This window comes from Paenibacillus andongensis (assembly GCF_025369935.1).
Classification (GTDB): Bacteria; Bacillota; Bacilli; order Paenibacillales; family NBRC-103111; genus Paenibacillus_E; species Paenibacillus_E andongensis.
This window is the reverse complement of record NZ_CP104467.1, coordinates 6,640,531-6,653,388: the sequence shown is the minus strand read 5'-3', so window position 1 is coordinate 6,653,388 and position 12,858 is coordinate 6,640,531. Positions and strand designations below refer to the sequence as shown.

The following is a 12,858-nucleotide window of genomic DNA, read 5'->3' as shown; positions in this document are numbered from 1 at the left end:
AACCAAAAGGGAGATAAATCATGGTGCTTTTAGCCTGCCTTTTTCGGGCTTGCGTGGACATTTAACCTGCTTGGCCCATAAAATCCGCCTAAATATTGGATATATAGGCATTGGTACATTCATTGGACTAGGGATAAACGTATACTAACATAAACCTATAGAGGAGTTGACCCACCAATGGAATACAAACCTAGCCAAATGAGCCCGCTTAGCCAACCGTTCCAACCTAGCCAACTCAGCCCAATTAGCCAACCTAGTCAACCTGGCCCAGGCAAGCTATTTCAATGTCCACCTGCTGACCCAATCATGACAGATCCAGAAAGAGTTGTAAGAGACTTCTATCACCCACAAAGAGTTCAAGTTATTCATCCTATTCAAATCGTGAATAGACATCACTGCGTTCCTGTCTATGAGCATGTGTACACTTGTTCTGAGGTAGATGAATATTGCGGTACTCACCCGCATCCGCATCAAGGCATGCTGCGTGAGAAATAGATAAGAAACCCTCGGAAAGAATCTGATGATTCTTTTTGGGGGTTGTTTTGTTTGGTACCAGAACTGTAGAAGTGTACGATTCATGGGGGGGCCGGGCTTCTATTAGTCTAGTGAAACAGACCGTATACATATTTTAGTATAAATTGTATAATTATGTATCATATTGAAAGGGTGTGTGGTTATGTCGAATCGTGTGTTTCCTTTGAAACGGGAAAAGCGTGATTTACGCGATTATCATTTTATGAGTACAGCGTTTAAGTCACCGAGTGAGCTGCCCAAGAAAGTTGACTTGCGCTCAAACATGTCCCCCATTGTCGATCAAGGCGCACTCGGAAGCTGTACGGCCAACGCCATAGCTAGCGGGCTCCGAGAGTATTTGCTCGTAAGCAGTCAGGAGAAGTGGACAGCTCTTTCTCGGCTTTTCTTGTATTGGCACGAACGTAAGCTTGAAGGTCATGTGGATGAAGATTCAGGGGCCTATATCCGAGATGGGATGAAAGTGCTCCAGAAGATTGGCGTTTGTCCAGAAGAGGATTATCCATATAACATTGTGGATTTCAGAGATACGCCCGATCCCAAAGCAGAACGGGATGCAGCTAATTACAAAATCGGCGACTACCATCGGATCACCGACCTATATGCCCTTAAGGCAGCACTGGCTGAGCAATCACCCGTTGTTATCGGCATGATGTTATACGAGAGCTTCCAATCCCCTGAAGCAGCCCAAACTGGCAAAATTCAGGTTCCGAAGAAGAAAAGTGAACGTGTGCTAGGCGGACATGCCATGCTGGCAGTGGGTTATGTGGATCGAGGCCAGTCAGGTTATGTCATCGTGCGCAATAGCTGGGGCGCGGACTGGGGAGATCATGGATACTGCTATATTCCTTATAAAATGTTTCTGGATCCGGACAGTGTGATGGATATGTGGACGGGGCGGTAAAGGAAAATGGAAAAGAAAAAGCAAAAGGCACCACATCGCTGTGGCGCCTTTTTGCTATTTCAACTGAAAATTCGTAGCTATGATTGCATCAATATTTTGCTTCTCAGCAGGATCCTTGGCAATAAGTTTGTCAAGCAGTACTTGATCCTTCGTGCCTTGCTTCTGTAAAGCAGCCAAATACCATCTAGCGACGACCCGGTTCGTCTGATCATCGAATTTATCAGTCACATACGGTTTAATCGTATTAGCTGCACCCGCATAGTCACCACGCATGTAGTGAACTTGACCTACATTGAGCGCCATACTAGGTGTCACAGCGAATTCGCGTCCTTGTGCTTGTTCTTTAGGCAGATTCTTCAGGGAATCGATGCGCGCCAGAACTTCATTGTACGTAGCAAGTACATTATCAAGCTTTTTATTAGTATCTTGCATATTATTCTTTTGAATGTCTTGGTTTGCGAGTTCGATATTTAAAGACATGCTTTTTTCATAGAGATCAATATACCAAGGATAATTAGGAATTTGAGCGGTGGACCAGTCTAACGCATCTTGAGTTTTGCCTTTAATCAGAAGCATATTGAGCTGCTGCATGGCGACCATCCGGTTATGCGGCTCCTTTTTCAACAATTGATTGAGAAGATCTTGTGCTTGATTGAAAAAAGTTTCTGCTTTCTTCGGGTCTTCTTTCTGCATCTGATTGTAAACTTGAAGCAGAATACCGATTCTGCTGACTTGTCCTGTTAATAAATAGTCTGGATGAGCAGGGTGCAAAGAAATCGCTTTGTCCAGAGGAGCGACGACTTGGTTGTAATCTTGACTTTTTTTGACAACTTCAAGTGTTTGTTTATAAGAACTATTCGCTGAGACTAGCTGAGCTGAGATATAGAACATTACGATCGACAACACAGCCAGGACCGCCGGGAACATTTTGTGAAGCGCAAGTGAATCAGACTTTAATCGTATCGAAGCCGATGTACTGTTACTCAGCATCCCACCTAGTGCAAGGAACAGAATAGCACCCAAATACACGTAGCTTAAATCAAAGTCAATCATACTGTGGACCAAGAGAGAAATCGTCACGATGAAGAATAGGAAGTGCAGATCACGTTTCTCCTGTGAACTTTTGATGTAGCTTCGAATATAGAACACCATGACAGCAATCACGAAGCCGATAAAGGCAAGGAAACCGAGCGCTCCGGCCTCAACCAAATATTGAAGAGCGAAGTTATGAGCCTGACGACTAGTGTAAGGGTTGTTTTGATACTTCTCATATAAAGAAGCCCATGCACCGCCGCCTGCTCCAATTATCGGATAATCCGACCAGAGTTTCACAGCATCTTTGTAAAAAGTTCCGCGCTCCAGAACGCTGTGTTGTTGGAAGTTAATGTTTTCAATACGTGTTTTCACGTTGTCTGGAAGAATGTTTTTAAAACCAGTGTCACTTAGGATAAGAATGGCTCCTACTACCCCAACAACAATTGCTGCAATCGGAAGAATGAAGGTAGCAAATTTCTTAGTATCGAAACGAGCCGTAATTCGCTCTAACCAAGGAGCTCCAAAGCGTTGAATGACGATTGCCAGGACAGCGAAAACTACAGAAGCAATCAGCAAGATTGACCAACCGTGCCAGGATTCTGAAGAACTAGGCTGTTTTTGTAATCCGATTCCGATATCTGTTACTTTTTCCAAGATAATTAAAGACGTAGCGAAAGCTAAACCAAATTGAATAAGTGCTAGAATCTGTCTACTAATAGAGAAGAAGAAAAGCATAATTAAGAAAACAACCGGAATGACCACTATCGCGCCGCGGGAGAGAGTTAGCCAGAATGAAACAATGATAGGCACCAACATGATTGCATGTAGAAGAACTACGTACCATTTACGAGACTTTACAATGAAGAACAAAGAGCTAAGAGATAACATGATTAAGAAAGCAGCATACGTATTCGCATATTGGAAAACAGAGGTTAAACGTAAACCGTTAGAGTCTGTCATAATAGCATCGCGGTATAAGTATGGATTAGCTGCATCCATAAGAGCGAACCACCCAACAAGGTGCCCAGCGAAGTTTCCGTTACCTAACCAGTACAATAGTCCGAAGAGAACAATGAAATAGCCGGAAATAATTAACAAACTGGCAAGAATCGACGTACCAAGCTTGTTTTTTGTCAAAAATACACCTAAAATGAAGAAGGTTGCATACAGCATCTGGATGTAAACCATATTCGTTGCCAGATAATGAGAAGCTGAATTTGATAACGAAATCACGTATGTCAGCGGCATCAGTAAGACAAGAATGGTCAAAACATCTTTCTGTTCTTTAAGTTTAAATACAAAGAAAGCAAGGATTGCAATTAGCAGCAATATGAGGGAGGACCATACGGAAGCCGAGTAAATTGTTCTCTCAAAATCGTAAGTGCCACCATTGAACAACGCCCGTTGAAACGGCGCCCAGAACATAAATAAGCCCGTAAACACTACTAAAAACCAAAAAATAACAGAGCTCTTCTCTGTCGTTATCGTTCCATTCGCTTTTGCACGCGAAGCCGCGTAGGCATTCTTACTTGCACTCATGACAAAACAGTCTCCTTCTTCGCTAAAGTTCGACTTTATTTTAGCATACTGGAAGAGGGTTTCCAAATAGAAAAGAACCTCTTTATTCAAGAGGTTCTTCATATCTACAAATATTCATTGGTTTTTAAATAATCAACAAGTTGAAGAACAGAAGCTTCAATAGTCTGTTTATCTGTCTCAATTATTAACTCTGGGTTTTCGGATACCTCATAAGGAGCGGAAACACCAGTAAATTCTTTTATTTGATTAGTTCGAGCCATTCTATATAGCCCTTTTGGATCTCGTCGCTCACATTCTTCAACTGAGCATTTCACGTAGACTTCTACGAATTCATCTTGAGGAAACATAGATCGCACCATATTTCGATCCTCCAGATATGGAGAGATAAAGGCTGTAATGGTGATGAGGCCAGCATCTACGAATAATTTCGCAACTTCTCCAATACGGCGAATGTTTTCTTTTCGATCTTCAGGACTAAAACCAAGATCTTTATTTAAGCCATGTCTGACATTATCACCATCAAGCACATAAGAATGGATACTTTGGCTATGTAAATGTTTGTCTAATTCATTGGCTAACGTTGATTTACCAGATGCTGAAAGACCTGTTAGCCATATGACACAGCTTTTGTGCTGATTAAGACTTCTTCTGTTGTCTATGCTTACCTTTGGTTGGTGCCAAAACAGTTGAGACGTAGTATCATTCATAAGTCTTCTCCAATCAATTTTTCTAAAGCGATATTTTGTACTATAACATACATGAGTAATTGCTAGCACTATACTGAGGTTTAATGGCATTTCCAAAGGTTAGAAATTTTAGGCTACAGGTAGTAATCAAAAGGTAATTTTGATAGAATTGCCTTGGACATATTTCGTCATTTTTTTTAACTTTGAACATATATACAAATTAAGCTTAACGGTGGTGCATAGGTATCAAGTTACTTTTCCGGATATTATACAGACTTGCAGTAGCATGTAAGGTAGTAATAAAGCCTATTTTACCAGGTTCAGTGGGAGCTAAAGTGAAAAAAAAGCTACTTAAATTAGCCTTCCCTTTAGAATTTAATACTCAGAAGAATATTAGTATTAATTCTAGTGAACATACAAAAGGAATTAATTTATTAGGATATGCACGTGCAGAAATGGGTATAGGTGAATCTTGTCGACTTGCTGCTAGAAGTTTAAATGCTGTTAATTACCCATTTGGAATTATAAACTTCGTGGGTACAAATAGTTCGAGAATGACTGACCAATCATGGGCTCATAAAGAAATTAAAGAACCAATTTACAATGTCAATATATTTCATATTAATGCAGAGCAAATGATGGAAGTCTATGCCCATTACGGAAGTAAGATCTTTAAGGATAGGTATAACATTGGTTATTGGCACTGGGAGTTACCCGACTTCCCAGATGAGTGGCTTGAGGGCTTTAACTTTGTGAATGAAGTATGGGTTCCTTCAGATTTTGTAGCAAATTCAATTGCTTTGAAAAGCCCAGTACCAGTTGTGAAAATACCACACGGCATAGAAGTCAAATTAACTAAAAAAAGTACACGTATAGACTTCTCTCTTCCGGAGCAAACATTTTTATTTCTAACTATGTATGATGTGAAAAGTTATCAAGCTCGAAAAAACCCAAAAGCTTCGATAGATGCATTTAAATTAGCTTTTCAGCCAGACAATATGAATGTAGGGCTAGTTGTGAAAATTAATAATGCAAATAGCAACTTGCATGAGTTACAGTCGGTTTACGATATGATTGATGATTATAAGAATATCTATATTATTAAAGAAACTTTAAGCAGAGATGCTACAAACGAGTTAATTAATATAACTGATAGTTATATTTCTCTCCACCGTAGCGAAGGCTTTGGACTTGGTTTAGCAGAAGCAATGTATCTAGGAAAACCTTCTATTGGCACAAACTGGTCATCAAATACGGATTTTATGACTAATACTAACTCATGTTTAGTTAATTATAACTTGGTAAGTGTTGGTACTGATAACGGTCCCTATAAAGCATATCAGCATTGGGCAGAACCTGACATTGAACATGCTAGTCACTATATGAAATTATTAGTTACTGATAGTGATTATTACATGACGATATCTTCACAAGGGGAAAAATGTATCAAGGAGAATTTCTCACCTACTGTAATTGGTGAAATGATTAAAAAAAGGTTGGAATACTTGAAATTACAGTAGATAAAATAAAACGAACGCTAACAGAATGTTTGTTATGGGTTTAGCAATTGGAGGTTCTATTTTGACAGTTACAGCGGTTATTATGGCTGGGGGTAAGGGAGAGAGATTCTGGCCAAAGAGTAGAACAAATCTACCGAAGCAATTCCTTAATATTTCAGGAAGTAAATCGATGATTCAACACACAATTGACAGATTAAAAAAGTTAATTGATATTTCACAAATTTTTATTGTAACAAATGAATTGTATGCAGAACTTATTCATATTCAGGTTCCTGATTTACCTTTGGACAATATTATTATCGAGCCTGTAGGACGAAACACGGCTCCATGTGTAGGATTAGCATCGATTATCATCGAAGAAAAATTTCCTGACAGTACGATGATCGTACTACCTTCTGATCATATCATTGAAAATGAAGATGGTTTTGTGCATATTTTAAAAACAGCTATTGAAGTCTCCTCAGAGGGGAATAATTTAGTGACATTAGGTATTGAACCATCATATCCAGAGACTGGTTATGGATATATTGAAAGCACTAAAGTAGTAAGGGAATTAAATAGTCTAGAGGTTCATAAGGTTAGTAAATTCGTAGAGAAGCCGAATGTTATTACGGCTCAATCCTACATAGAACAAGGGAATTACTTTTGGAATAGCGGTATTTTTGTATGGAGGAATAAAGTAATTCGAACATACATTAAGGAACTAATGCCTGAAATGCACCAACTTCTTGAAGATATGAAATTATCTTTCTTAACAAAAGATCGTAATGAATCCATCAGAAAGATGTTCCCATTAATGCCAGATCAATCAATTGATTATGGCATTATGGAAAAGGTGGATAACATATACGTTATACCTTGTATCTTTGGATGGGATGATGTCGGAAGCTGGACAGCTTTAGAGAGAATTAACACTAAAGATGATAACGGCAATGTTATCAAAGGGAACATTCTTAATCTAGATACTAAAGATTGTATTATTGAAAGTAATGGGAAATTAATTGCAACTTTAGGGATCCAAGATTTGATTATTGTGGACACTGAAGATGTTACATTGATTTGTTCTAAAGATAAGGCACAAGAAGTGAAAACATTACTGAAAGAACTTAGAAACCAAAAATTAGAGAAGTATTTATAATAACAGGAGGATTTGAATTAAATGACTAAACATGCACTAATTACAGGGATTACTGGACAAGATGGATCCTACTTAGCCGAGCTTTTGTTAGAGAAAGGTTATAAAGTATTTGGCCTGAGACGCAGGACTAGCGTACCAATTATGGAAAATATCGAACACATTAAGAACGATATTGAGTTTATTGATGGTGATTTACTTGATTTGAGTTCATTGATTAACGCTGTTCGAATATCTAATCCAGATGAAGTTTACAACCTCGCGGCGCAATCCTTTGTGGGGACTTCATGGATTCAGCCTGTTCTAACCGGTCAGTCAACTGGAATTGGTGTTACAAATATTCTTGAAGCTGTTAGAATTGTTAAGCCTGAGGCTCGGTTTTATCAAGCATCAAGCAGCGAGATGTTCGGTAAAGTAGTGGAAACTCCTCAAAAAGAAACTACACCATTCTACCCACGCAGCCCATATGGAGTTGCTAAAGTATATGGTCATTGGATTACAGTTAATTATCGTGAAAGCTTTGATATGTATGCTTGCTCAGGCATTTTATTTAACCACGAGTCTCCAAGACGTGGAGTTGAATTTGTAACACGTAAAGTAACAGATGCAGCTGCTCGCATTAAGCTTGGGTTACAGAAGGAACTCCGTATGGGGAACTTAGATGCCCAAAGAGATTGGGGATTCGCAGGTGACTATGTAAAAGCTATGCACCTTATGCTTCAACAAGAAGCTCCTGATGATTATGTTATTTCCACAGGTGAGACCCATACAGTTGAGGAATTGGTGGATATTGCTTTTGGACATGTAGGTTTGAATTGGCAAGATCATGTTGTAATTGATCAAAAATTTGTTCGTCCTGCCGAGGTTGATTTATTGCTAGGGGATCATTCGAAAGCAAAAGATAAATTAGGCTGGGAACTAGAAGTAGGTTTTAAACAATTAATTTCTATGATGGTTGAGAGCGATCTTGAAAAAATCCAAAAAAGTTTGAGATAGAGGGTGGATTTGAGTGAGAGCTTTAATCACAGGTGTAAATGGATTTGTGGGGAATCATTTAGCTAAGTACCTTCAATCACAAGGAATTGAAGTTTTCGGTACTACAAGCCAGATTAATGGAACAGATGATGTTTCAAATCTAAACATTTACATGAATGACTTAACGAGCGAACTAAGTATAATCAAGCTCTTAAATGAAATACAGCCCGATCACATCTATCACCTTGCCGGTCAAAGCAAGGTGAAGGAATCATGGGATTTTAAAGTAGCTACAATAAATACTAATGTCAATTTAACATTAAATTTACTTGAGGCAGCAAGAAAAAGCAGCATTTTTGACAAAGTGAGAATTTTAACTGTAGGTTCATCTGAAGAATATGGTAGAGTCAATGACATGACTCTACCTATTGATGAAAATGTTAGCTTAAAACCCACGAATCCATATGGTATTTCAAAAGCGACAATCTCTTATTTTGCAAAGCAATATTTTGATGCTTACGGCTTGAAGGTTGTTCATGCAAGGCCCTTTAATCATATTGGTCCTGGCCAAAAACAAGGATTTGTTGTAACTGATTTTTCTTCCCAGATAGTTAAACTGGAAAAAGAATCAGGTGATAAGATAATTAGGGTTGGCAACCTCGAAGCACAAAGAGACTTCACTGATGTAAGAGATATAGTGCGAGCATATTATAAGTTATTAATGACAGCATCTAGATCTTTTGGTGATGTGTATAATGTTTGTTCCGGTTTACCAATAACTATAAATAGTATCCTTCATAAATTGCTATCATTTTCAGATCAGAATATTGAAGTAGTTATAGATCCAAGTAAACTAAGACCAATTGATATTCCTTTATATATTGGTAATAACCAAAAGATTAAAGAGTTAACGGGATGGAAACAAGAGTTTTCATTAGATACTACTTTATCCGACGTTTTAGATTACATACGTAAACAATAAGGTGGTTCAACGAATGTTACATGAATGGAAAGAAATTTACAAGTATAGAGAATTTTTAAAAAACAATGTTTCGAAGGACCTCAGAACAAGGTACAAAGGGTCCTTCTTTGGTTTTTTATGGACTCTTCTAAACCCGCTCCTTATGCTAATTGTTTATTCAACGTTATTTTCTATTATTGTGAAAATGCCCGTTGATAATTATCCTATATTTTTATTTTGTACCTTACTTTCTTGGAATTTCTTTCAGTCAAGTATTCAAAGCAGTTCGTCAGTAATAATTAACTCAGGAAATCTAATTAAAAAAATATATTTTCCACATGAGATTCTGCCTATCTCAGTTGTAACAGGTGGATTAGTGAATTACTTATTAGGACTTATTGTTTTATTGCCAGCACTAATAATTTATGGCTATTATCCCAATATTAATTATATATGGCTCCCAGTAATAATAATTATTCAGTTCATTTTTACACTAGCTATATCATTCTTTGTTTCTGCACTTACAGTTTTTTTTAGGGACATTGAACATATGTTGAATATTTTTCTAAGTGCGCTTCTTTATTTAACTCCAGTACTTTATCCCATTTCCATGATTCCTAAAAAATATGTGTGGCTGTTTAATTGGAATCCGATGGCTATTTTAGTTACTTCATATCGACAAGTTTTTTATTACAACGAATCTCCGAACTTAATTTCGTTATTCATTATAGGATTAGTCTCTATTTTATTACTAGTGCTTTCACAGCGATATTTTATGAAAATGAAAGAGAAGTTTATTGAAGAAATTTAGAGGGTGAGATTGTAATGAATAATAATTTTGCAATTGAAGTTAAGAACGTGTCAAAAAAATATAAAATATACCAAGACAAACCAGTGAGCTTAAAAGAAAGATTTTTGTATTCGAACAAAAGTACTTATCATGAAAAATGGGTGTTACAAGATATAACCTTATCTATACCACAGGGTAAAATGATTGGTCTTATCGGTCGTAATGGTTCAGGTAAAAGCACACTTCTTAAAGTCCTTACTCGCATTCTCAAGCCAGATAAAGGTGAAGTAATTATTCATGGTAGAGTGTCCAGTCTCCTAGAATTAGGAGCCGGTTTTCATATGGACTTTACCGGAAGAGAAAATATCTACATGAATGCGTCTATTTTTGGTCTTACTCGTAAAGAAATTGATGCGCGATTAGACACCATTGTAAAATTTTCAGAATTGGAGGCATATATCGATAGTCCAGTCAGAACTTATTCTTCAGGGATGTTTATGAGGTTAGCCTTTTCAATTGCTATTCACGTAGAACCTGATGTGTTATTAATAGATGAAATTCTAGCTGTTGGAGATAATGCTTTTCAAAAGAAATGCATCAGTAAAATAGAAGAATTTAAGCAACAAGGAAAAACGATTGTTTTTGTGTCACATGATAATGGAGCAATGGAACGGTTGTGTGATGAAGTCTATTGGATACAAGATTCTAAAGTTAAGAAGCATGGAAAACCGGATGAAATTATTCGAGATTATCTGGATTTTTTGGCAAATAGTGAAGAGAATCGCATGAAAAATGAGGCGAAAAACCAAGAGGTAAAAAAGGTTGAAAGTAATGATGTGAAAATAGAAAAAGAAATAAATCAGCAAGAAGTTAAAAGATGGGGAAATGGTGCAGTTGAGATTTCAAAAGTTCTTTTATTGAACCCAATAGGTGAAAATTTACATGTTTTAGGAAAAGGACAACCTATTAATATTGAGTTATCTTTTCAGGTTAAGGATAGAAACGCTAACAAGCTTGTATTTGGTGTTGGGATTTTCAAGATGGATGGAACTAGATGTTATGGAACCAATACTTTAATTGATAAAGTGAAAGTTCCGTATAAGACTAATGGCAAAGTTGTGTATCAGATAGAGTCATTAAATTTAGTTCAAGGTGACTATTATTTTAATGTTGCATGTCATCATGAGGATGGGACTCCTTATGATTATATAACTAAAGCAATTAATTTTAGTGTTCATTCTAGTGAAGATGATTTAGGAATTGCATATATTCCACACAAGTGGTTGTTTTCAGAGGAGGAGAATTTATGAACCAGCAATTTAGTTCCGCGGAGGAACTGATGGATCATTTAAAGAAACAAATTATCCAATATTCCGAAGATGATGACAGTATAGATTTAACATCCATAAATGATTCTTCAAACAGCCATGGTTTGGACTTTTCACGTTTGTTTATTGAAAGAGATTCCAACAATGCTCTTTGGAATGTAAGTACTGATCAACCAATTACCTCGCATAGAAGAAAATTAGGTAAATTTATTGTATTTGGAAAAAAACTAGTCAGAAAACTATTAAGATGGTATGTTAGCAAACCTTTTGATGCACAAGCTACTTTTAATGGTTCGGTTACGAGATCAATAAATGAAATTTCTAATATTCTCGTATTATTCAAGGCTAAAATTGAATCAAGTGAGGCAATTATCTCTGAACAACGTTCGGTAATTAACTCTTTGGAAAATCAATTAAAGTCACTTAATGAACATTTTATTACAAGAGAAGAGAATAACACATCCAAACTTCAAGATTTTCAAATAATTACTCAAATGTTTGAACAAATCAGCACTAAAATAAATGAAGCCGAATTAACAAAAGATAGTAATAGTAAGGATATGATTGAAAAAATAAATATTATTAACGAGCAGATTAGAAATTTTAACTCAAGACTTCAACAAACAGAACAACAACACAAAGCTGAGATTAGTTTTATGCAATATAGACTAAGACAATTTAAGAAAGTTAAAAGTATTAATGTGAGTGAAGCATCCTTTGAAAAGGATATTACAACCAGTATTGGTTTACCTAGTGAATCAGAAATGGATTCTAATAGCTTTGATTACTTGCATTTCGAAAATAAGTTTAGAGGTAGTCTAGATGATATAAAAAATCGCCAAAAGGTCTATTTACCTTATTTTTTGGACAAACACAATGTTCTCGATATAGGATGTGGACGAGGTGAATTTATTGAACTATTGATAGAAAATAATATTTCTGTTAAAGGAATTGATTTAAATCAAGATATGATTGACTATTGTCTAGACCGGGGTTTACCAGTTAAATATGATAACGCAATAAGTTATTTAAATTTAATAGAAGATAATGTTTTGGGAGGAATATTTTTAGGTCAAGTTATAGAACATATGCCATTTGACCAAATAATAGTTCTTGTTGAATTAGCCTATAAAAAATTAAAACCAGGATCTTATCTAATAATGGAAACACCTAACCCGATGTCGCTTGCAATTTATTATCGCTATTTCTATGTTGATCCAACGCATGTTAAACCAGTACATCCATGGACTATTCAATATATTGTTGACTCTCGTGGATTTACCAAAACAGAAATAAAATACTCTAGTCCAGTTGAATCGTATATGACCCTGCCAAGAGTAGAAAGTGATAATTCAATTAAAAATTTAACGCAATTCAATGAGGGAATTGATCGTATAAATGATTTATTGTTTGGAAATCAAGATTATGCCATTATAGCTAGAAAATAAGGATTG

At 36.5% G+C, this 12,858-nt stretch carries 11 protein-coding genes; 9 read left to right on the top strand and 2 right to left on the bottom strand.

Translation table 11 applies throughout. The features are described from left to right. Positions 1-177 precede the first annotated feature (177 nt). Positions 178-495, top strand: a complete 318-nt coding sequence (locus tag NYR53_RS29755) for a hypothetical protein (RefSeq protein WP_261302657.1) — start codon at positions 178-180, stop codon at positions 493-495. A gap of 181 nt (positions 496-676) precedes the next feature. Further along, complete coding sequence (locus NYR53_RS29750; protein WP_367618592.1) at positions 677-1,435, top strand: C1 family peptidase; 759 nt, start codon at positions 677-679, stop codon at positions 1,433-1,435. A gap of 54 nt (positions 1,436-1,489) precedes the next feature. Here the strand turns inward: NYR53_RS29750 and NYR53_RS29745 are convergent, their stop codons facing one another. Together NYR53_RS29745 and cysC are read right to left on the bottom strand one after the other, a co-directional pair. Then, entirely contained in the window at positions 1,490-4,009 is a 2,520-nt protein-coding gene (locus NYR53_RS29745) for an O-antigen ligase family protein (RefSeq protein WP_261302656.1), read from the bottom strand. 104 nt (positions 4,010-4,113) lie between these two features. Beyond that, positions 4,114-4,716, bottom strand: coding sequence for an adenylyl-sulfate kinase (gene cysC, locus NYR53_RS29740; RefSeq protein WP_261302655.1), 603 nt, complete (start codon positions 4,714-4,716; stop codon positions 4,114-4,116). Positions 4,717-5,018: 302 nt separating this feature from the next. Here cysC and NYR53_RS29735 point away from each other — a divergent pair, with 302 nt between their 5' ends. The 7 genes from NYR53_RS29735 to NYR53_RS29705 all read left to right on the top strand — a co-directional run bounded on the left by NYR53_RS29735 (position 5,019) and on the right by NYR53_RS29705 (position 12,852). Then, complete coding sequence (locus tag NYR53_RS29735; protein ID WP_261302654.1) at positions 5,019-6,215, top strand: glycosyltransferase; 1,197 nt, start codon at positions 5,019-5,021, stop codon at positions 6,213-6,215. Between the two features lie 61 nt (positions 6,216-6,276). Further along, positions 6,277-7,353, top strand: coding sequence for a mannose-1-phosphate guanylyltransferase (locus tag NYR53_RS29730; protein ID WP_261302653.1), 1,077 nt, complete (start codon positions 6,277-6,279; stop codon positions 7,351-7,353). A 21-nt stretch (positions 7,354-7,374) separates the two neighbouring features. Next, positions 7,375-8,346: a GDP-mannose 4,6-dehydratase gene (gene gmd / locus NYR53_RS29725; protein WP_261302652.1), complete on the top strand. Its 972-nt coding sequence runs from the start codon at positions 7,375-7,377 to the stop codon at positions 8,344-8,346. 13 nt (positions 8,347-8,359) lie between these two features. Beyond that, positions 8,360-9,307 (top strand): GDP-mannose 4,6-dehydratase, encoded by a 948-nt coding sequence (locus NYR53_RS29720; protein ID WP_261302651.1) that lies wholly within the window; start codon positions 8,360-8,362, stop codon positions 9,305-9,307. 13 nt (positions 9,308-9,320) lie between these two features. Continuing rightward, complete coding sequence (locus tag NYR53_RS29715; protein ID WP_261302650.1) at positions 9,321-10,097, top strand: ABC transporter permease; 777 nt, start codon at positions 9,321-9,323, stop codon at positions 10,095-10,097. A 14-nt stretch (positions 10,098-10,111) separates the two neighbouring features. Further along, positions 10,112-11,386, top strand: coding sequence for an ABC transporter ATP-binding protein (locus tag NYR53_RS29710; protein ID WP_261302649.1), 1,275 nt, complete (start codon positions 10,112-10,114; stop codon positions 11,384-11,386). Further along, positions 11,383-12,852, top strand: coding sequence for a class I SAM-dependent methyltransferase (locus NYR53_RS29705; RefSeq protein WP_261302648.1), 1,470 nt, complete (start codon positions 11,383-11,385; stop codon positions 12,850-12,852). The genes NYR53_RS29710 and NYR53_RS29705 overlap by 4 nt, the downstream gene beginning before the upstream one ends. Positions 12,853-12,858: the final 6 nt, after the last annotated feature.